We start from the raw sequence: 20215 nt of genomic DNA, 5'->3' as shown, positions 1-20215 counted from the left end.
TATGCGTATTTTTATAACGGGTGCGACGGGCTTTATCGGCTCACGCGTTGTATCGGCCCTGCTGGCTCGCGGCCATCAGGTGACCGGTCTTGTACGTTCAGAAGAAGCAGCTCAGCAGTTAAACGATAAGGGCGCGACAGCCCAGCGCGGTACGCTGGAAGATCCCCAGGCATGGATTGCCGGCATTGACCAATGTGATGCGGTGATTCACACCGCTTTCGATCATGATTTCAGTCGTTTTGTCGATAATTGCGAAAAAGACCGCCGCGTTATTCGCGCGATTGGCTCTGTGTTGCAGGGCAGTCAGCGTCCGCTGCTCATCACTTCTGGTACCGGAATGGGTGATGACGGCAGCGGCCAGCCCGCTCTTGAGCAGAATTTCAACCCGGCACACCCTAACCCACGCGTCGCCTCGGAGCTGGAAGGCACTAAGCTCCTTGAATCGGGAATCGATCTACGTGTGGTGCGTTTACCTCAGGTTCACAACACCGAACGTCAGGGATTAATCAGCTATTACATCGCTCTTGCCAGGGAGAAAGGCGCGGCAGCTTATATCGGCGGAGGTGAAAACGCCTGGTGTGCGGCACACGTTGATGACGTGGCCGGGCTGTACGTAAAAGTGCTTGAGCAAGGCGAACGCGGCAAACGGTATCATGCGGTAGCAGAGGAAAGTATTGCCTCACGGCTGATTGCTGAAACCGTGGCAGCAGGGCTGGGTATTCCTGCCGTTTCGCTGAAAGCCGATCAGGCCGCGGAGCATTTCGGCTGGTTCGCCGCTTTCGCCAGGCTGGATCTGCGTGCCAGCGGTGCCTGGACGCGGCAGCAGCTCAACTGGCAGCCCAAAGGACCGGGTCTTATCGCTGATTTAAGCAGAGTGAATTATTCAACCCAGTCGTAGCCCCAGCGCCGGGTAGCGGCGCAATTCAACGCGCAATTTACAACGGCGCGGTGGCCAGATTCGCGCGATAAATCGCGCCGCTACGAATACATCTGAACCTCACGACTCTCGCCACTCAGGCCGCAGCAAATTGCGGTAACACACCCAGCCAGCTCAGCGTCCATGCCAGCACATTCAGCGCGCCGAAAAGCAGCACCAGACCAATCGCCAGTGACGTACGCGGCCGATCGGCGAAACGCTGTTGCGCACGCCGCGCCAGCAGCGCCGGAATAATCACCGCCCACAGCGTGGCAAACAGACCGGCAAAACCGATGGCCGCGACGAAGCCATGTGGCCACCATAGCGAAGCGAGCAGCGGCGGCAAAAATGTCAGGCAGGCGGTTTGCAGCCGCGCGCGCGGGGAATGCCCCCAGCCGAGGCGGTCGGCGATGAAATCAAAAAGGCCTGCCGTCACGCCGAGAAACGAGGCTATCACCGCAAAATGTGAGAACACCGACATCATCAGCGACAACGCGCGCACGTGCAGATGATCGCGCAGCGCGGCCATCAGCGCGGCAATATCTCCACCCTGCTGCACGATGTCAGGAAACACAGCGCGCGGCAAATTCCCCATGGTGCAGACAATCCAGAACAGGTAAAGCGCCAGCGACATCAGCGTGCCCAGCACCAGCGCGCGTGTCACCGGCGACTCGCGGCGCTGATAATAACTCACCAGTCCGGTGATGTTACCGTGATAGCCAAAAGAGGCCAGACAGAACGGCAGCACGCCCAGCGCGTAAGGCCAGTAGCTGTCTCCCGGCGCGGCGGCAGCGAACAGCGAGGGCACGTCTACCTGGGTTAACAGCCCGCCGAACAGCAAAATCAATAGCAGGATTTTTGCCAGCACGCAGAACGTCATCAAACGACTGACGCCGGTGGTGCCGAGCCACACCACGGCGGCGACACACAACGTCAGCGCGATTTTGGCCCCGGCGGTTGAGAGCGGCACGCCAAGCTGATTCAGCGAGTGCTGGTAAACCGGACCGCTGGCTGAGATATAGGCGTAGGTGAGAATGCCCAGCACAAACAGGATGCTAAGGCCATTGATGCTGGCCCAGCCGCGCCCAAGCAAATCGCGCGTCAGCGTATCGTAGCCCGCGCCTGGCGGATAATGCAGGCTGACACGCATAAACAGCAGCCCGGAGAGCAGCATTGCGCCCCAGCTTATGCCCAGCAGCAGCAGCGCCCAGCCAAACCACGCCCCGGCCATCACGATCGGCAACGTAAACATACCGGCGCCCACTACCGTCCCACAGATGATCATGGCGCCCCACCATACCGAGGGCTGGCGGCGCGCCATTACGCTCTCCGTCATCACACTTTTCCTTGCACAACATAAAGGCGGCGATGATACACGGGATCGCTAACAAATGTGAGGCGCGGGCGGTGACTGACGGGAAGACAGCTGTCAACAGGTGACAATGTCACACAAAAGCGCACCGGTCAGGGTGCGCCAGCCGTGATTTTGCGGAATTAACGATAGAAAGCCGGACGTGGTGGCATGGTAATCGGGACAATGTCACCGTTGTTCTGTGCCGCGACACAGGCATCGGCCGCCACGGCGGCGGCATAGCCGTCCCACGCCGACGGGCCTGTCATATTGCCCGACAGCACGTTGTTGATGAAATCCTGCAGCTCAACGTCATACGCAGCGATAAAACGCTTTTTCCAGTCGGTCAGAATGCCAGTGGATAGCTGCGCCGCGTGGCGGGTCTGTACCGACATTGGTTCAGGCAGGCGGGCAATGCCGCTCTCGCCAACCACCTCACACTGAATGTCGTAACCATAGGCACAGTTCACGAAGATCTCGACATCAATGCGGATGCCCTTGGCGGTTTCCAGCAGCACAATCTGCGGATCTTTCAGGTGCGATGACGCGTGGCGGGTCTTGCGTGGGTAAATCACCTGCGCGCTGACGTAATCATCGTTCAGCAGCCAGCGCAGCACGTCGAGTTCATGGATCAGCGTATCGGTGATCGCCATATCGGTGGTATAAGCATCGCCGACCGCCGGATTGCGGTGCGCGCAGTGTAGCATCAGCGGCTCACCCAGGGTGCCGCCGTCGATAACCGCTTTCAGCGCCCGATAGCCGCTGTCGTAGGGGCGCATAAAACCCACCTGCACCCGCTTTTTGCCCGCGGCAATTTCCGCTTCGACAATATTCATACAGCCCTGCGCGGTCACCGCCAGTGGCTTCTCGCAGAATACCGCTTTGCCGGCTTTGATGGCTGCCAGCACAAACTCTTCATGCGTCGGGCCCCACGAGGTAACCAGAATGGCCTGCACCTCCGGCGCGGCGATCAGATCGTGCGCGTTGTCGTAAATCTCTGCCCGCAAGCCGAGCTCGCTAATCACCTGCTCACAGTTGCTGCGATTGATATCATTAAGCGCGACCACGCGCGCATGCTGCAGCACCTGGCTGCAACGACGAATGTGTTCACGGCCGATAGCGCCAGTGCCGATTACACCAATATTGAGTGTCATGCGAGGTTCCTTCAGCAAAATGCCGGATTGGTTAGTGGTTGAGATAATCAATGCTGCTGCGGATTTCTCGCGCAATATCCTCAGCGCTCCAGCTCTCCATCACCGAAGAAAACGGCTCGAAAGCATAAACACCGCGATAGCCCATCTCTTCCAGGCGCTGCACCTGCTCGCGGGATTTCAGCAGGTCATCCGCGCTCAGCATGATGCGCTCTTCGTCGGTGAGTTGATGAGTCGGGCGCGCATCCGTTACGCCAGAGAGATGCACCAGGCCGATGTGATTCACGTCTACGCCACCGGCGAAATCATGTTCGGCGCCTTCGTACAGGTGATGATGGAAGGTATCCAGCACGATGTTAAACGGCACGCCGGCCTGAGCGATAAGCTGCTGCGCCAGCGCGGCGGAGCGCAGTGAGCTCTGCGGAAAACCGAGTGGTTCAACCAGCCCGGCAACACCATATTCGGCAAACAGCGGCGCCAGGGTTTGCAGTGCCTGTACGGTTTGCTCATTACTCACCGGCGTCCCATCATTGAGCGGACAGAGCACCAGCGCTTTCGCCCCGGTGGCGCGCGCATCGGCTAACAGCGCGCGCGTTTTTTCCAGCACCGCATCATCTAACTGATTGAAGGGATACACCGCGTTGATGGTTTCGATCTCAAGCTGATGCTGCGCAGCCAGGCGACGCACTTCCTCACCGCCTGCGCCGTCGGTCACGCTGCCGCTTTTCATATCGTTGCGTATTTCAACTTTATTTAATCCCAGCTGTTCCACCAGCGCGAAGAATTCCGCCATGCTGAGATGAGGGGCAATTTTACGGTTAACACAGAATCGGTCACTGCTTATTTTGTAGGTCATGATCTTTCCTGGATAATAATCACTGGGTAAGGTTCTGTTTGCTGCAGGGTACTGACATGCCCTGATAGTAAGTTATCTTTTTTGCCCGCTCTGCGGCTTCTTTGAGTGATTTACATCAGCCTGAGCGCCCTCACATTTAGTCTTTACCGTCATACAGTTCATAGAAATAGTGTTCGACCTGTTCCAGGCTGCGCCCTTTGGTTTCCGGGATAGCGCGCAGTACAAACAGGGCGCCGCCGATCCCGATCACAGCGAAAGTCAGGAAAGCGCCAGCCAGGCCAAAGGCGGCCAGCAACAGCGGGAAGGCCATGGAAATGGCGAAGTTGGCAATCCACAAGGCAAAAACGGCACCGCCCATGCAAATGCCGCGCATGCGCGCCGGGAAGATTTCCGACAGCAGCAACCAGGTGACCGGTGACAGCGCGCCCTGCTGAAAACATAAAAACATCAGCATTCCGGCCAGTACCAGATAGGCACGCAGCAGATTAACCGCACCACCGGCGTGATACTCCGGCATTAGCAGGCACACCGTGGCGATAAAGAACAGGCAGGCGGTACAGCCCATCTGCCCTATCAGCACCAGCGGACGACGACCAACCTTACCGATTATCACGATCCCCACCAGCGTCATGATTACCGAGATCACGCCGTTGGCGATGGTGGCGAACAACGCCGCATCGTTGCTCAGGCCGGTAGCAGTGAGCATGGTTGGCGCGTAGTACATGATGGTGTTCACACCGGTCAGCTGCTGGATGGCGGCAATGCCAATTCCCAGTAAAAACACTTTGCGCAGCCATGGCGTGCGCAGATCACGCAGGCGACCTTTGCCTTGCTGGCGATGCTCTTCGATGGTCTCTTCAATCTCCTCCAGTTCCCACTCTACGTCCTCCGCCGCCCGGGTTTTCTCCAGCACCCTGCGCGCGCCAGCGGTGTTGCCGCGCATGACGTGCCAGCGTGGACTTTCCGGCATAAAGATCATCCCGATCCACAACAGCACGGCGGGTACGGTGGAGATGGCCAGCATCCAGCGCCAGGTGTGTTCGCCGCCCCAGATTTCATTGAAGGTGGCATTGGAGACATAGGCCAGCAGCTGGCCAGAGACAATCATCAGCTCCTGCAGCGTCACCAGTTGACCGCGTTTATTCGCCGGGGCAATTTCCGCGATATACACCGGCACGGTGGCAGCCGCCCCGCCAACGGCAATACCGAGAAACAGGCGTGACGCAATCATCGTCACCACATCAGGTGCGAAGGCAGAGCCGACCGCGCCGAGGGCAAAAATAAAGGCCAGCGTGATGATGATTTTGCGGCGCCCGAGGGCATCCGCGAAGTGCCCTGCCAGCAGTGCGCCAAAGGCAGCGCCGAACAACAGCGAACTGGTCACCAGCCCGGTAGTGAACGGCGTGAGATGCAAATCACTGCGCATGAACAGCAGCGCACCGGATACCACGCCGGTATCGTAACCAAACAGCAGCCCGCCGAGTGTCGCCACCAGCGCGATGATTTTTACGAAGGGTTCGGTTTTTGTTGTGCTGTTGGGGCCGGACGCGGTGTTGGTGGAGAGATAAAGTTCTTTTTCCATAATACCTCCTGGTAAAAAATGCGTTAGGAAAAGCATCAGAACAGAGCAGCGCGTCCAGGCTATCGGCATTTTTATTTCATGTTAATTTATATTTGAAACCTGCTTTTCAAATTGTGAGTTCAAGCCTTTTGACTGGTTTATTTTGATGGATTTACATCAGCCTAAATAAGGAGAATGGAGATTGGGCGAGGTGGTTATTGAAGCGCAGCAGATCGGCCCCTTTACGCCGAGAGTCGCCACGCTTTGTGATCAATCGCGCAACAACTGCACAAACCTTCTTGTATGGTAGTCGCTCTTTAACCTCTTCGGGATTTGTCATGGCCTCTTCAACTGTTGCTCAATCTGATACCGCTGAAGCTCACCCTAAATCAGTGATCCGCCGCGTCGCCAGCGCCTCGGCGATAGGCACGGCGGCAGAGTATTACGACTTTTTCGCTTACGGTACGGCAGCGGTACTGTTCTTTGGCCATCTGTTCTTTCCCAGCCACGATCCGCTGGTCAGCACACTCGCTGCCTTCGCCACTTATGCGGTTGGCTTCCTCGCTCGTCCCATTGGCGGCATGGTGTTTGGGCACATCGGCGACAAAGTGGGACGCAAAAAAGCGCTGGTGGCGACCATCCTGATCGTGGGCCTTGGCACGTTCTGCATTGGTCTGCTGCCAACCTACGAAAAAATTGGCGTCTGGGCCCCGGTATTACTGATTGCCATCCGCTTGCTGCAGGGGTTTGGCGTCGGCGGCGAACAGGCGGGCGCGGTATTAATGACGGCCGAATATGCGCAGCCTTCCCGGCGTGGTTTCTTTGCCAGCTGGGTGCAGATTGGTGCTCCGGTCGGGTTTCTGCTGCCGCTGGCGCTGTTCGCTGTGCTTAATGCCGCGCTGAGCGCGGAGCAGATGATGGACTGGGGCTGGCGCGTACCTTTTCTGCTCAGCGCGCTGCTGGTGATTGTCGGCCTGTTTATTCGCCTGCGCATTGATGAATCGCCGGTCTTCGCCGCCATTCGTGAAACCAAAGCGGCAGAATCCAGGCCGTTAAAAGAGGTGCTGCGTGGTAATCCGCGGCTGGTGGTCAGCGGTGTGGCAGCGAAACTGATCGAAGCCTGCGCCTTCGCCCTGTTTACCGTCATCATCCTTGCCTGGGGTAAGGCTAATCAGCTTGATGCCGGCATTTTGATGAACAGCATGATCGTCGCGGTGATCCTCGAAGTACTGGCGATTCCGCTGATGGGTGCCCTTTCCGACCGCATCGGTCGTAAGCCGGTTTACCTGATCGGCACGCTGCTGATCATGTTCTCGATCGTGCCCTTTTTTCTCGCGCTGGCGCACAACAGCTACTGGCTCACGCAGCTGGCGATGATCGTGGCGCTGACGCTGGGTCACAGCATGTGTTATGCCCCGCAGGCGTCATGGTTCCCCGAACTGTTTCCCACGCACATTCGCTGCAGCGGTATCGCGGTGATCTGGCAGATCGGTTCGCTGATCGGCAGCGGCGTACTCGGACTGGTGGCGGTGAAAATTCTGCAGGTGACCCACGGCCATTGGTATGGTCTGGCGCTGTATGTTGCAGTGCTGGGTGTGATTTCTTTGTTCGGCCTGCTGCGTTTGCCGGAAACGGCGCCAGCCCGCCGCCAGGGTGAATATCACCCGTGGCAGCAGCATTAACGGTTAACGGCGCGGCAGCGCCACGCACAGCAGGCCGCAGACGATCAATATGACGCCAGCGAGACTGCTCCAGCGGAAGGTTTCATGCAAGGCTGGCAGGGAAATGGCGGCCAGCCACACCAGCACATAGCTCAGACTGAGCAGCGGATAGAGCCGGTTGAGCGGCAGCAGCCGCAGCGCCAGCAGCCAGCACAGCATTGAGCAGCCGTAGGCGGCCAGTCCGCCGATTAACGGTATCAGGCCGTGCTGCCACGGTAGCGCGGTCCATGTATCCAGCGGTGGCAGCACGAGCATCGCCGTGCGCAGCAGCAACTGCGCCAGCGACACCAGCAGCACGCTGGCCAGCGCCAGCAGCCAGCCCTTCACAGATGGCTCCCCATCAGCGCAACCCCGGCAACGATCGCCAGCGTACCCAGCCACTGCCGCCGCGTGTAGGTCTCACGCCAGATGACGCGCGCCGCCACCGCCACCAGCACAAAATTCAGGCTCAGCATCGGGTAAGCCACGCTGACCGGCACGGTGCGCAGCACCACCAGCCACAGCAGCATCGCCGTCCCCAGCAGCAGCAGGCTGAGCCCCAGCCAGCCGAACAGGCGGTGCCCGCCGCAGTGGGCCGCCTGTTTCTGGCACAGCTGGGCGGCACAACTGAGCAGGCTTACCAGCAGGATCAGCAGCAGATTCATGGTGTCGCGTTGTAGCCGTAGTAGACCAGCCGTCCCTGCTGATAGACATCGTCCGGCACCGGCAGATGCGCATCCGCTTGCTTTTCGTCAGAATTCAGCAGCAGCACCAGCGCTACCGGACCTTTTCGGCGATGCAGGCGCAGCCAGTCGGCGAAGGCTTCCCCGTCGACGTAGCGCGTTTTTGCATCGGGATAACCCAGTCCGTACTCCAGCTCACCTTTTTCATCGAAGAAAGTGATATCGCTGCGGCGCAATTCCCATGCGACCGCAGAAGCGATGCCGGAATTGTCCACCACCAGATAGCGGCTCTGCGCCAGCTGTGGCCGCACGGCACTGACGAAGCTCTGCGGCTGTTTGTTATCACGCACCTTTTGCGGGATAGCCAACCCGACCAGCAGCGCCAATGCCAGCGGGCAAAGCGCAGCAAGTTGCCAGCGGCCTGTTTTCAGGCTTAACCAGCCCATCACCGCCCAGCCGGCAAATGCCAGCGCAGCGCACAGTACCCGCAGCAACTCATCGCGCGCGTACACCGGATGGTGCGCCAGCCCCCAGGGTGCCAGCACCACTACGACCAGCAGCGTGGCGCCCAGACCAAACAGCAGGTTAATCCAGCCATTTACCGCCAACGCCTGTTTCAGGCGTGCGGTGTTACCGTGCGCATAATGCGCCATCAACAACGCCAGCGGCGCAAAGCACGGCAGGATATAGGTCGGCAGTTTGCCTTTGGCGATGCTAAAGAACAGCAGCGGCAGCACAACCCAGCTAAGCAAATAGATCGCGGCAGCGTGCTGTTGACGCTGTCGCCATGCGCCGCTCAGCGCGCCCGGCAACAGGCCGAGCCATGGCAAACAGCCTGCCAGCAGCACCGGCAGGTAATACCAGAACGGGGCTTTGTGCTGCGCATCGCTCTCCGCGAAGCGCTGAATATGTTCGACCCAGAAGAAGTAGTGCCAGAAATCGCCTTCCTGATGCTGAATGAACAGCGCCCAGGGCGCGCTGATCGCGGCCGCCACCAGCACAGTAAGCGGGCCCCAGCGCAGCAGTTCGCCAAAACGTCGCTGCCAGAGCACCCAGGGCACAATCGCGAGCACCGGCACTGCCAGCGCCAGAAAGCCCTTGGTCATGAAACCCATGGCACAGGCCGCGCCGAGCAGCACATACCCCGTCAGCCGCTGTGAGGTACTGTGCGCCTGCGCAGCAAACCAAAAGCTGCACATTGCCGCCACCAGCCACAGCAGCAGAATCGGATCGAGCACGGCGTAAGTGCCGATGCCGTAAACCAGCAGCGAGGTAAGAAAGATCACGCTGGCGGTGAGCGCTATTTTGCGGCTGGCGAACATCCGTTTGCCCAGCCAGTAGATCAGCAGCGCACTCAGCGTGGTACAGATAATCGCACCGGCGCGCACGCCAAAATTATTATGCCCAAATATCAGCTGGCCAAAATTATTGATCCAGTAACCGGCAATCGGCTTCTCGAAGTAGCGCAAATCAAAAAAATGCGGCACCACCCAGTTACCGCTCAGCAGCATCTCGCGGCTGATTTCGGCATAGCGGGTTTCATCCGGCTGCCAGAGATCACGGAATGGCACCGGGATCAGATAATAGAGAGCAAAAAGCGCTATCAGCAGCACTATGCGGGTGCGGCTGCGCATCGGTGTTTCCATACTCAGGTCCTGTAAAATGTTAACTCTGGCAACCCAGCCAGCCTTCCCGGCCGGCAATGTGCCCGCGCACCACATGGCCCTGCGGCAGCGTACTGAGATCGTCCGGCAGTAGCTCGCTCAGCGGACAAAACCGGATGCCCTGCTGCTGCGCGCGCGTCAGCAGATCGGCAAAGGCGGGCAAACCGACGATGCCTTCGACCTCTGCATGAATGGTATAGACCGGCGTACCGCTGGCGGCATGCATCTGCGCGAGAATAAAGTCGTTAAAACCCTCTGCGCTGACCTGCTGGCCCACCACTTCATCCCACGTCGGCAAGGTTACCGGAATTTGCACCGTGCCGAGGCTGCCATCGTTGAGGCGCGGAATGAACGGCCCGCTGCCGCGGCAGTCGCTGTTATAGCGAAAGCCAAACGGCTGCTTGGCATCCAGTACCCGGCTGTCGGCGCGCCAGCCTGCCACCGCAGAGCAGGTGACACTGTCACCCAAAATGGCTTCCAGCGCCGCTTTACCGCGCGCAATCTGCGCATTCAGCTGTTGTGGTGACCAGACGCCAGCCCAGGTCTGCCAGGCAAAGTGATCCCACGCATGTAACCCCACTTCATGGTGATCTGCCGTGGCACGAATAATCGAAGCCAGCCCTTTACCTATTTCGCGGCCCGGCCAGGCGGTACCGGCCAGTAAAATATCCCAGCCGTACAGCGAGGCCGCGCGCGAACGCAGCATTTTCCACAGAAAGCGCGGCTTCATCAGGCGCCACAGATGGCGCCCCATGTTGTCCGGCCCGACGCTGAAGAAGAAGCTGGCCTGCAGCTGATGCAGGCTGAACTGCTGCAGCAGCGCCGGTACGCCCAGTTGCGTGCCGCGCCAGGTATCGACATCAACACGCAAACCCACTCGCTTCATGGCTTTTCCTGTAGCTCAACGGTGCGCAGGAAGAAGTCCAGCGTGTTGTCGATGGTGGTATCCATCGCCACGGTTGGCGTCCAGTCGAGCAGTCGGCGGGCATTCTTAATCGACGGCTTGCGGTGCTCCACGTCCTGATAGCCTTTGCCGTAATAGCTGCTGCTCTCTACCTCACGGAAACCGGCAAACGGCGGGAAACGATCGCGCAGCGGGTGGCGCTCAAAGCTGGCCAGCAGGTGTTCCGCCAGCTCTTTAATACTGGCTTCGTTCTCCGGGTTACCAATGTTAACGATTTGGCCATCGCAGTTGTTGTGTTTGTTCTCGATAATGCGGAACAGCGCTTCGATGCCGTCGCGAATATCGGTGAAACAGCGCTTCTGCGCGCCACCGTCGATCAGCTTGATCGGCGAGCCTTCCACCAGATTAAGGATCAGCTGGGTGATGGCGCGAGAACTGCCGATACGCGCGGCGTTGAGGTTATCCAGACGTGGTCCCATCCAGTTAAACGGACGGAACAGCGTAAAGCGCAGCCCTTCTTTTTCGCCATAGGCCCACAGCACCCGGTCCAGCAGCTGTTTCGATACCGAATAGATCCAGCGCTGTTTATTGATCGGTCCGACCACCAGGTTGGAGTGATCCTCGTCGAAATGCTGATCGGTGCACATACCGTACACTTCGGAGGTCGACGGGAAAATGATGCGCTTTTTATACTTCACGCAGTCACGAATAATCTTCAGGTTCTCTTCGAAATCCAGCTCGAACACGCGCAATGGATTACGGGTATATTCGATCGGCGTGGCGATCGCCACCAGCGGCAGCACCACGTCACATTTCTTGATGTGATACTCAATCCATTCAGAGTGGATGCTGATATCCCCTTCGACGAAGTGGAAGCGCGGTTCATCCAGGAAGCGGCTGATGGCATCGGAACCGATGTCCAGGCCATAAACCTCAAAGTTATCATCCTGCAGCAGGCGTTCGGTGAGATGGTTGCCGATAAAGCCGTTTACGCCGAGGATCAGCACCCGCGTGCGGCGTTTCACCGCAGCAACCGGCTGCGAATAAAGCAGCGCACCCGGCACCATGCCCAGACTCTGCGCCAGCTGGCTGCCGTTCATGTAAACACCGTTGTCGCTCTGCCCGGTGACCACTTCGAGCGCGCCCTCGCCGCAGGCAATCAGGAACGGCTCAACTGACAGCACCGTGCCCGGTTTGGCGCTGGGCGCATCCTGGTGAACCCGCCCTTTCCACACCACGAATTTCACCGTGCCGGCATACGCAAACGCACCAGGCCAGGGATCGGTGACTGCACGCACCAGGTTATTCACTTTAGCCGCCGGCAGCTCCCAGTTGATGCGGCCATCCTCCGGCGTGCGGCGACCAACCACGGTCGCTTCCGCGTCGTTCTGCGGCGTGGCGGCAATCTCACCGCGCTTCATCGGCGGCAGCGCGCCTTCCAGCAGCTGGCCGGCGCAGGCCACCAGCTTACGGTGCAGCGTCAGCGCATTATCCTGCGGGTCAATCGCCACGCGCTGCTGCGCCACAATGTCGCCGGCATCGGCACGTTTCACCATGCGGTGCAGCGTTACGCCAGTCTCCGTCTCGCCGTTGACCAGCACCCAGTTAAGCGGCGCACGACCACGGTATTTAGGCAGTAGCGAACCGTGCAGGTTAAACGCGCCGACCCGCGCGCAGTTCAGGATCGTGTCGCTCAGCAATGCGCGATAATAAAACGAGAAGATAAAGTCCGGCTGCATGGTGCGGATGCGATCCACCCACAGCGGATGGTTAGCATCTTCCGGCGCATAAACCGGAATGCCCTGCTCAGCCGCGAGGCGTGCCACCGAAGGAAACGCATGGCTCTCCGGCGAGGTGTCCGCATGGGTGAAGATGGCACTGATTTCATAGCCTGCGTTCAGCAGCGCAGTGATGCCTGCACAGCCCATTTCGGCATAGGCGAAGACGATAGTTTTCATTGCTTAATTTCCTGTACAGAAGGGGCATCTTGTTGCGGATGGATAACACGTTGAATGAAGTAGCGCGGACGGGCGCGTACGTCGTTATAAATACGACCGATGTATTCGCCCAGCAGGCCCATGCCGACAAACTGCGCGCCGACAAAAATAAACAGCACGGCAAATAGCATGAACACACCGTCGCCGGCCCAGCTGGCACCGAGGAACAGGCGCAGCACAATCAGGATCAGAGAAAAGGCGAAACCGGCCAGCGCGATTAAGCTGCCGACAATACTCAGCAGACGCAGCGGCGTGGTGGTCAGGCAGGTTACCAGGTCATACATCAGGTTGATCAGCTTCATGAAGCTGTATTTGGAGTCGCCAAACTCACGCTCGGCATGCGTAACCGGCAGTTCAATGGTGCGGCGCGCGAAGGTGTTCGCCAGAATCGGGATAAAGGTGCTGCGTTCGTGGCAGTTGAGCATCGCATCAACAATGTGACGGCGATAGGCGCGCAGCATGCAGCCATAATCGCCCATGGCTTTGCCGGTCACTCGCTGAATCAGGTGGTTAATGGTGCGTGAAGCGCGGCGTCGGAACCAGCTGTCCTGACGGTTCTGACGCACGGTGCCGACCACGTCATAGCCCTGCTGCGCGGCTTTGACCAGATTGGGGATCTCTTCCGGCGGGTTTTGCAGATCGGCATCCAGCGTAATGATCACATCACCGGAAACATGGCTGAAACCGGCCATAATCGCCGAGTGTTGTCCGTAGTTGCGATTCAGCAGCACGCCGACCACGTGACTGCCCGGCATATCCGCCGCATCGGCGATCATCTGCGCGGAGCGGTCGGCGCTGCCGTCATCCACCAGTAAGATTTCATAGTCAAGGCCAAGCGTGCGGCAGGCAGCGTCGGTACGGCGCACCAGCTCCGGCAGGCTCTGTTCTTCGTTGTACACCGGGATCACCACGGAGACTTTGCGAATCGGTTTTTCTTCCAGCATCTCAGGCTCCCGCAAGGTGGCGTAAGGCAGCAATCACACGCGTTACATCGTCATCGTGCATGTCGGGGAACAGGGGCAGCGAGCAGATACGTTCACTGTTCCATTCGGTGGCAGGCAGCGAGAGCTGCGGATAGCGTTCACGGTAATATTTGTGCGTATGCGCGGCGCGGAAATGCAGGCCGGTGCCGATGTCATGGATTTTCAACTGCTCCATTAGCGCATCGCGGCTAATACCGCAGCGCGCTTCGTCCACGCGAATGATAAACAGATGCCACGCATGCTGATGCGGCCACGCCGGCTGCACCAGCGGCAGCAACGGCGTATCTGCCAGCTCGTGCAAATAGCGCGCGGCGATGGCCTCGCGACGTGCATTGATGGCCGGCAACTTTTGCAGCTGCACCAGCGCAATCGCGGCGTTGATGTCTGGCAGGTTGTATTTAAAACCGGGCATGATCACTTCGGCCTGCGGTTTGCGGCCATGGGTATGGCGATCGTAGGCATCGACGCCGAGGCCGTGGAATTTCAGGCTGCGCAGGCGGTCAGCCAGCTGCGCATCATCGGTCACCACGATGCCGCCTTCGGCGCAGGTGATGTTTTTGATGGCGTGCAGCGAAAAGATTGCGGTGCCCTGCTGCCCGACGTGCCGGCCTTTGTAGTAACAACCTACCGCGTGGGCCGCATCTTCAATGAGCGGGATATTGTGGCGCGCGCTGACGGCGCGAATGGCGTCGATATCCGCCGGCGCACCGGCATAGTGAACCGGCACGATGGCGCGGGTGCGCGGCGTAATGGCCGCTTCGATCTGTTCTGCGCTCACCATCAGGTTATCGCGATCCACATCGATCATCACCGGCGTGGCGCCCAGCAGCGTAATGATATTGAGCGTGGAAACCCAGGTCAGCGACGGGGTGATCACCTCGTCGCCGGGCTGGATACCCAGCGCCATCAACGTAACGTGCATGCCTGCTGTGGCGGAGCTGACGGCAATAGCGTGCTGGTTGCCGGTGAGCTGGCAAAACGCCTGCTCCAGCGCAGCATTCTGCGGTCCGGTGGTAATCCAGCCCGATGCAAATACCGCCTGCACCGCGGCCAGTTCTTCCTCACCCAATGCCGGGCGCGAAAACGGAAGGAAACTCATAAGATAACCTTACTGTTGTGCCTGAAAACATGCTGAAAAATAAAACAAGCGTTATTACCGCGCATGACAACCTGATGAAACACGCTGTAACCTTTTGTTTAAACGTTACTTAAACGAGTGTGTTCGCAGGGCGGCTGTCATCTGCGCGCAATAAAACTTAAGCAGGTCTGTTTTATCGCTATAAGAAACCAAAATACGGGGGAAAACTTAACTGAACATTAAATGGCAAAGCGGCACGCTGACTTTTTTACGTGATGTTGAAGATTGGTAGAAGATTGCGCGCCGGGGCCGGAAATCAGCATCGGGTCAGACATCATTGGTCTGCTGGTCGACACACGGCAATTAAAATCGCCATTTTTCAAAGCATTAACTAAGAGACTATACTGTTCTTAAGGTTATCCTAAGGTTGGCTGCTTATTCTTCCCTGGGATAGTGACGCCAAAGGCTGTACAGGAGAATGATGATGAGAACCGCGACTGACAGACTTTCACAAGCAGCACTGCGCCGGCATCACATTGGCGTGAAAACAAAAGGATTGCGTTTCCGCGGTGAGCTGTATGTGTTTCGCTATAACGCCGGGCATTATGACGTGTTTCGCAACAGCGAATGGGTGATGTCGCTCGCCACCAGCAATGTGCTGGAAGCCATGCAGCAGTTCAAACAGAGCCAGTAAACTCGCTGGCGCATAGATAAGGTTATTATCTGTCTCCGCTGGCGTATTGATTAGATTGTTGCCCGCCTCAGCTGGTCCATCGATTGGATTTTTGCCTGTCTTCGCATCGATTTGGTCATTGCCAGCTCACAGCATTCAGGCATCCCCCGCTTATATCTCCTCTGTTCTCTGGAACCCGCTCGTAAATCCTGCTGCAAATCGCTGCAACGCCGCTTTGCTGCTCGCCACGCCGTCTCCGCCGGCGTATTGTGCCTCTCGCACACCGGCCAGGGTTGGCGACAGATCGCGGTGCGCATCAATGCGCACCTTACAAAACCTGTAGGGTCGCCATTCATGGCGACCTGTCGTCAAACAGCACAGAACTGGTAGCGGCGCGATTTCGCGGTGCGCATCAATGCGCACGCTGTGAAACCTGTAGGGTCGCCATTTATGGTGACCTGCCGTCAAACCGCACAAATCCGTAGCGGCGCGATTTCACGGTGCGCGTCAATGCGCACCCTGCCAAACCTGTAGGGTCGCCATTTATGGCGACCTGTCGTCAAACAGCACAGAACTGGTAGCGGCGCGATTTCGCGGTGCGCATAAATGCGCACGCTGTGAAACCTGTAGGGTCGCCATTTATGGTGACCTGCCGTCAAACCGCACAAATCCGTAGCGGCGCGATTTATCGCGCAAACAGGTTACGCGGCACCTTTATGGCATCCTGCCGTGCAACCGGGCAAAAAATCGCCCCCACGGTAACCGCGCCATGATCTGCACGGTCGCCATTGATGGCAACCGAGAAACCCAACGCTGCATGGACAGCAGGAGAAAACCTCATGGAAATCGCCTACTGGCTGATCGGTACACTGCTGGCGCTCTGTGTCGGCAGCTTTCTCAACGTAGTCATTTATCGCCTGCCACAGCAGGTAATGAACCCGCAACCCGGCATTACCCTGCTGCTGCGGCGCTCGCACTGTCCACACTGCCAGACCACGCTGCGCGCGATCGATATGCTGCCGCTGCTCAGCTGGCTGCTATTGCGCGGACGCTGTCGCTACTGCCACCACCCGGTGAGCCTGCGCTACCCGCTGACGGAGCTGCTCACCGCCGCGATCAGCCTGGCGCTGGCCTGGCTGCTGCCGCCCGATAGCCGCCTGCCTGCCGCCCTGCTGCTCGCCTGGATTCTGCTGGCGCTAACCCTCATCGACATTGAGCATCTGCTGTTGCCGGACGCTATCACCCTTTCACTGCTGTGGCTTGGCCTGCTGTTCAAAGCGCTGCACTGGCTGCCCGGAACGCTGCATGACGCGGTGTTCGGCGCAGTTGCGGGATACAGCGCACTGCGGCTAATGGGTGGACTCTACCAGCTGATAAAAAAGCGCCCCGGTCTCGGTGGCGGAGACGCCAAACTGCTGGCTGCGCTGGGTGCCTGGCTTGGCTGGGCGCTTTTACCCTTTGTGCTGTTACTGGCTTGCACAGGCGCAATTTTGTTTGTTCTGCTGGCCCGATTAGGCTGGCAACGCGAGCTGTATCACGTGCTGCCCTTTGGTCCGTGGCTGGCACTGGCGGGCATAAGTCTTTTTATTCACACGATTATTTAATCGCCTGTTCATATCGCGGCGCTAAAATAAGTGGCCAGTTTCTGTCCAACGTCCTGATTCCTATATGAAAAGAATAAACAATTCTAAACAAAATTAATCATTGTGATGTGCGTCAAAAGGCTCTATATTGGCCGCGTTTTTTGAGCCACTGATACTTTTTTGTTCAACTAGTCAATCGGCCAGCCTGTTCGAGCCCCGGTTGAAGGAGAGATATGATGACGGATAAAGTCCGTATTGATACTTTTGGTGCCAACTCATTCAACGGAAACAACGACGCATTCTTAGCCCGTCAGGCTGAGTTTGAATCAAACGTCAGGAGTTACCCGCGCAAGTTGCCTTTAGCGATTGCCAAAGCCAATGGCGTGTGGATTACGGATGTTGAAAACAAACAATATCTTGACTGTCTGGCTGGCGCAGGGACGCTGGCACTTGGTCATAACCATCCTGATGTTCTGCAGAGCATCCAAAATGTCATTACCAGCGGCTTGCCGTTACATACTCTTGATCTGACGACGCCTCTGAAAGATCAGTTCTCCGAATCTCTGCTCTCGCTGCTGCCAGGTCAGGGTAAAGAGTACTGCCTGCAGTTCACCGGTCCATCCGGTGCTGATGCCGTTGAAGCGGCGCTGAAGCTGGCGAAAAAAGTCACCGGCCGCAGCGGCGTAATCAGCTTCTCTGGCGGTTACCACGGGATGACGCACGGCGCGCTGTCCGTGACCGGCAACCTGTCGCCGAAAGAAGCGGTTGACGGCATGATGCCAGAAGTGCAGTTCATGCCTTACCCGCACCTGTACCGTTGCCCGCTGGGCCTCGGCGGGGAAGCTGGCGTGAAAGCCCTGACCTACTACTTCGAAAACCTGATCAACGACGTTGAAAGCGGCGTGCGTAAACCTGCGGCCGTGATCCTCGAAGCAGTTCAGGGTGAAGGCGGCGTGAACCCGGCGCCAGCTGAGTGGCTGCAGCGCATCCGCAAAGTGACCCAGGAACACGGCATTCTGCTGATCCTTGACGAAGTCCAGGCTGGCTTTGCCCGTACCGGTAAGTTCTTTGCCTTCGAACACGCGGGCATTGAGCCAGACATCATCGTGATGTCTAAAGCGGTGGGTGGCGGTCTGCCTCTGGCCGTGCTGGGTATTAAAAAGCAGTTTGACGCCTGGTCACCTGGCCACCACACCGGTACCTTCCGCGGCAACCAGCTGGCGATGGCAACCGGTCTGGCGACGCTGAAGATCCTGACCGAGCAGAACATCGCCGGCAAAGTGGCAGAACAGGGTGAATGGCTGAAAGCCCAGCTGAACGCGATGGCGAAACGCTTCCCGGTTATTGGTCACGTACGCGGCCTCGGGATGATGATCGGTATCGAAATCGTTAAGCCACACGAGCCAGCTGACCACATGGGCAGCTTCCCGGCCGACGGCGAACTCTCTGCACTGCTGCAGAAAAAATGCTTCGAAGCCGGTTTGATTCTGGAGCGTGGCGGTCGTCATGGTGCGGTACTGCGCCTGCTGCCATCACTGCTGATCAGCAACGAAGAGCTGGCCGTGTTCCTGGATAAATTTGAGCAGGCGCTGCTGGGCGCTGGCGTCAAACCTGTTTGACTGGAAGAGTAAATGTCTGAAGTAAACCCGATTCTGGCCGCCTCGGCCCCGAGCATTGAGGCGTACCAGCAGGCGATTGCCCAGAGCAGCGCCGCGGTTGTGCAGTGGCTGCAACAGCCTGAGATGTACCAGGGCAAAACGGTTGCCGAACTGCGCGAGCGTATCACGCTCGACTTCAATCCAAACGGCCTGGGCAACCAGGCCGCGATTGAACGTGCGATTGAATATTTCCTCAAAGACAGTCTGGCGGTGCACCATCCGCAGTGCGTTGCGCACCTGCACTGTCCGAGCCTGGTGGTAAGCCAGGCGGCTGAAGTGCTGATCAACGCCACTAACCAGAGCATGGATTCGTGGGATCAGAGCCCTTCTGCCACCATTATTGAAATTAAACTGATTGAGTGGCTGCGTGCGCAGGTTGGCTATCCGGCCGGTGATGCGGGCGTGTTCACCAGCGGCGGTACGCAGAGCAACCTGATGGGCCTGATGCTGGCACGTGACGCTTTCTATGCACGTCAGGGCCATTCCGTGCAGCAGCACGGCATCACTGGCGATCTGCGCAAGATTAAAGTGCTGTGCTCAGAAAACGCCCACTTCTCCGTGCAGAAGAATATGGCGCTGCTGGGCCACGGCTATCAATCTGTGGTGCAGGTGAAATCGGATCAGTTCGCCCGTATGGACGTGAATGACCTGAAAGCCAAACTGGCGCAGGCTGAAGCCAACGGTGAACAAATCCTGGCGATCGTCGCGACGGCAGGCACCACCGATGCCGGCGCCATCGATCCGCTGCGTGAAATCGCAGCCATCGCCGCTGAGCACAACATCTGGGTGCACGTGGACGCGGCCTGGGGCGGTGCGCTGCTGCTGTCTGAAAAGTATCGTCATTACCTGGATGGTCTGGAGCTGGTGGATTCCGTCACCCTCGACTTCCACAAACAATACTTCCAGACCATCAGCTGCGGCGCGTTCCTGCTGAAAGACGCGCGTCACTATGAGCTGATGCGTTATCAGGCGGCTTACCTGAACTCCGAGTTCGATGAAGAAGCCGGCGTGCCGAACCTGGTGTCCAAATCACTGCAGACCACGCGTCGTTTCGATGCGCTGAAACTGTGGATGGGTCTGGAAGCGCTGGGTCAGAAGCAGTACGCCGCGATTATCGACCACGGTGTGAGCCTGGCACAGGACGTTGCGCAGTTCGTTGAATCTGAGCCGCGTCTGGAGCTGGTAATGCAGCCACAGCTGGCCAGCGTGCTGTTCCGCTATCGTCCAGCCCAGCTGAGCGACAGCGCGCAGATCGCCCTGTTCAACCAGCGTATCGGCGATGCGCTGCTGGAGTCTGGCCGCGCTAACGTCGGTGTGACCGAGCACGCAGGCATGACCTGCCTAAAGCTGACGCTGCTGAACCCGACCGTCACGCTGGAAGACATCAAGCTGCTGCTGGTGCTGGTAGAAAAAACCGCTGATCAACTGCTGAGCGCCTGATTAGGCGTGAAGTGAAC

17 protein-coding genes are annotated in these 20215 nt (G+C 58.2%); 6 read left to right on the top strand and 11 right to left on the bottom strand.

The annotated features are described in order from the left end of the window. The first annotated feature begins 1 nt into the window (after window position 1). Window positions 2-898, top strand: coding sequence for an SDR family oxidoreductase (locus KOL70_RS18635; RefSeq protein ID WP_215481311.1), 897 nt, complete (start codon window positions 2-4; stop codon window positions 896-898). A gap of 115 nt (window positions 899-1013) precedes the next feature. Here KOL70_RS18635 and KOL70_RS18630 read toward each other — a convergent pair whose 3' ends face one another. From KOL70_RS18630 to KOL70_RS18615, 4 genes are all read right to left on the bottom strand, one after another. Beyond that, window positions 1014-2252 carry an aromatic amino acid transporter gene (locus tag KOL70_RS18630; protein WP_215481310.1) on the bottom strand — a complete coding sequence of 413 codons (1239 nt, stop codon included), beginning with the start codon at window positions 2250-2252 and terminating at the stop codon, window positions 1014-1016. A gap of 158 nt (window positions 2253-2410) precedes the next feature. Continuing rightward, on the bottom strand, window positions 2411-3421 hold the full coding sequence (locus KOL70_RS18625) for a Gfo/Idh/MocA family protein (protein WP_215481309.1): 1011 nt from the start codon (window positions 3419-3421) through the stop codon (window positions 2411-2413). A 31-nt stretch (window positions 3422-3452) separates the two neighbouring features. Further along, window positions 3453-4274, bottom strand: a complete 822-nt coding sequence (locus tag KOL70_RS18620; RefSeq protein WP_215481308.1) for a TIM barrel protein — start codon at window positions 4272-4274, stop codon at window positions 3453-3455. Between the two features lie 136 nt (window positions 4275-4410). Continuing rightward, window positions 4411-5856 carry a sugar porter family MFS transporter gene (locus KOL70_RS18615; protein WP_058781499.1) on the bottom strand — a complete coding sequence of 482 codons (1446 nt, stop codon included), beginning with the start codon at window positions 5854-5856 and terminating at the stop codon, window positions 4411-4413. 317 nt (window positions 5857-6173) lie between these two features. Here KOL70_RS18615 and KOL70_RS18610 point away from each other — a divergent pair, with 317 nt between their 5' ends. Next, entirely contained in the window at window positions 6174-7517 is a 1344-nt protein-coding gene (locus KOL70_RS18610; protein ID WP_215481307.1) for an MFS transporter, read from the top strand. 3 nt (window positions 7518-7520) lie between these two features. Here the strand turns inward: KOL70_RS18610 and arnF are convergent, their stop codons facing one another. From arnF to arnB, 7 genes are read right to left on the bottom strand one after another with little or no spacing between them, the layout of a single operon-like run. Beyond that, window positions 7521-7883: a 4-amino-4-deoxy-L-arabinose-phosphoundecaprenol flippase subunit ArnF gene (gene arnF, locus KOL70_RS18605; protein WP_058759137.1), complete on the bottom strand. Its 363-nt coding sequence runs from the start codon at window positions 7881-7883 to the stop codon at window positions 7521-7523. Then, complete coding sequence (arnE, locus tag KOL70_RS18600) at window positions 7880-8200, bottom strand: 4-amino-4-deoxy-L-arabinose-phosphoundecaprenol flippase subunit ArnE (protein WP_088517260.1); 321 nt, start codon at window positions 8198-8200, stop codon at window positions 7880-7882. Before arnE ends, arnF begins: the two co-directional genes overlap by 4 nt. Further along, a complete protein-coding gene (arnT, locus tag KOL70_RS18595) occupies window positions 8197-9852 on the bottom strand; it encodes a lipid IV(A) 4-amino-4-deoxy-L-arabinosyltransferase (protein ID WP_215481422.1) in 1656 nt (551 codons plus the stop codon). The genes arnE and arnT overlap by 4 nt, the downstream gene beginning before the upstream one ends. A gap of 31 nt (window positions 9853-9883) precedes the next feature. Next, window positions 9884-10768 (bottom strand): 4-deoxy-4-formamido-L-arabinose-phosphoundecaprenol deformylase, encoded by an 885-nt coding sequence (gene arnD / locus KOL70_RS18590; RefSeq protein WP_211727303.1) that lies wholly within the window; start codon window positions 10766-10768, stop codon window positions 9884-9886. After that, window positions 10765-12744 carry a bifunctional UDP-4-amino-4-deoxy-L-arabinose formyltransferase/UDP-glucuronic acid oxidase ArnA gene (gene arnA, locus KOL70_RS18585; RefSeq protein WP_021509380.1) on the bottom strand — a complete coding sequence of 660 codons (1980 nt, stop codon included), beginning with the start codon at window positions 12742-12744 and terminating at the stop codon, window positions 10765-10767. The genes arnD and arnA overlap by 4 nt, the downstream gene beginning before the upstream one ends. Beyond that, window positions 12741-13727, bottom strand: a complete 987-nt coding sequence (gene arnC, locus KOL70_RS18580) for an undecaprenyl-phosphate 4-deoxy-4-formamido-L-arabinose transferase (protein WP_021509379.1) — start codon at window positions 13725-13727, stop codon at window positions 12741-12743. Before arnC ends, arnA begins: the two co-directional genes overlap by 4 nt. A gap of 1 nt (window position 13728) precedes the next feature. Further along, window positions 13729-14865 carry a UDP-4-amino-4-deoxy-L-arabinose aminotransferase gene (arnB, locus tag KOL70_RS18575; protein ID WP_215481306.1) on the bottom strand — a complete coding sequence of 379 codons (1137 nt, stop codon included), beginning with the start codon at window positions 14863-14865 and terminating at the stop codon, window positions 13729-13731. Between the two features lie 463 nt (window positions 14866-15328). Between arnB and KOL70_RS18570 the strand changes: the two genes are divergently transcribed. The 4 genes from KOL70_RS18570 (at window position 15329) to KOL70_RS18555 (ending at window position 20198) form a co-directional block, all read left to right on the top strand. Beyond that, window positions 15329-15538, top strand: coding sequence for a hypothetical protein (locus KOL70_RS18570; RefSeq protein ID WP_021509377.1), 210 nt, complete (start codon window positions 15329-15331; stop codon window positions 15536-15538). A gap of 818 nt (window positions 15539-16356) precedes the next feature. After that, a complete protein-coding gene (locus tag KOL70_RS18565; RefSeq protein ID WP_215481305.1) occupies window positions 16357-17121 on the top strand; it encodes an A24 family peptidase in 765 nt (254 codons plus the stop codon). Window positions 17122-17336: 215 nt separating this feature from the next. Next, window positions 17337-18719 carry a diaminobutyrate--2-oxoglutarate transaminase gene (locus tag KOL70_RS18560; protein ID WP_021509096.1) on the top strand — a complete coding sequence of 461 codons (1383 nt, stop codon included), beginning with the start codon at window positions 17337-17339 and terminating at the stop codon, window positions 18717-18719. 12 nt (window positions 18720-18731) lie between these two features. Beyond that, a complete protein-coding gene (locus KOL70_RS18555) occupies window positions 18732-20198 on the top strand; it encodes an aspartate aminotransferase family protein (RefSeq protein ID WP_125310943.1) in 1467 nt (488 codons plus the stop codon). Window positions 20199-20215: the final 17 nt, after the last annotated feature.

This window comes from Pantoea sp. B270 (assembly GCF_018726825.1).
Lineage (GTDB): Bacteria > Pseudomonadota > Gammaproteobacteria > Enterobacterales > Enterobacteriaceae > Pantoea > Pantoea dispersa.
Note: the sequence above shows the minus strand (reverse complement) of the source record. Positions and strands in the feature narration are given on the sequence as shown.

Coding starts and splice junctions, on each gene's coding strand:
- KOL70_RS18635 (WP_215481311.1), top strand. CDS start 2: ATGCGTATTTTTATAACGGGTGCGACGGGCTTTATCGGCTCACGCGTT.
- KOL70_RS18630 (WP_215481310.1), bottom strand. CDS start 2,252: ATGACGGAGAGCGTAATGGCGCGCCGCCAGCCCTCGGTATGGTGGGGC.
- KOL70_RS18625 (WP_215481309.1), bottom strand. CDS start 3,421: ATGACACTCAATATTGGTGTAATCGGCACTGGCGCTATCGGCCGTGAA.
- KOL70_RS18620 (WP_215481308.1), bottom strand. CDS start 4,274: ATGACCTACAAAATAAGCAGTGACCGATTCTGTGTTAACCGTAAAATT.
- KOL70_RS18615 (WP_058781499.1), bottom strand. CDS start 5,856: ATGGAAAAAGAACTTTATCTCTCCACCAACACCGCGTCCGGCCCCAAC.
- KOL70_RS18610 (WP_215481307.1), top strand. CDS start 6,174: ATGGCCTCTTCAACTGTTGCTCAATCTGATACCGCTGAAGCTCACCCT.
- arnE (WP_088517260.1), bottom strand. CDS start 8,200: ATGAATCTGCTGCTGATCCTGCTGGTAAGCCTGCTCAGTTGTGCCGCC.
- arnT (WP_215481422.1), bottom strand. CDS start 9,852: ATGCGCAGCCGCACCCGCATAGTGCTGCTGATAGCGCTTTTTGCTCTC.
- arnD (WP_211727303.1), bottom strand. CDS start 10,768: ATGAAGCGAGTGGGTTTGCGTGTTGATGTCGATACCTGGCGCGGCACG.
- arnA (WP_021509380.1), bottom strand. CDS start 12,744: ATGAAAACTATCGTCTTCGCCTATGCCGAAATGGGCTGTGCAGGCATC.
- arnC (WP_021509379.1), bottom strand. CDS start 13,727: ATGCTGGAAGAAAAACCGATTCGCAAAGTCTCCGTGGTGATCCCGGTG.
- arnB (WP_215481306.1), bottom strand. CDS start 14,865: ATGAGTTTCCTTCCGTTTTCGCGCCCGGCATTGGGTGAGGAAGAACTG.
- KOL70_RS18570 (WP_021509377.1), top strand. CDS start 15,329: ATGAGAACCGCGACTGACAGACTTTCACAAGCAGCACTGCGCCGGCAT.
- KOL70_RS18565 (WP_215481305.1), top strand. CDS start 16,357: ATGGAAATCGCCTACTGGCTGATCGGTACACTGCTGGCGCTCTGTGTC.
- KOL70_RS18560 (WP_021509096.1), top strand. CDS start 17,337: ATGACGGATAAAGTCCGTATTGATACTTTTGGTGCCAACTCATTCAAC.
- KOL70_RS18555 (WP_125310943.1), top strand. CDS start 18,732: ATGTCTGAAGTAAACCCGATTCTGGCCGCCTCGGCCCCGAGCATTGAG.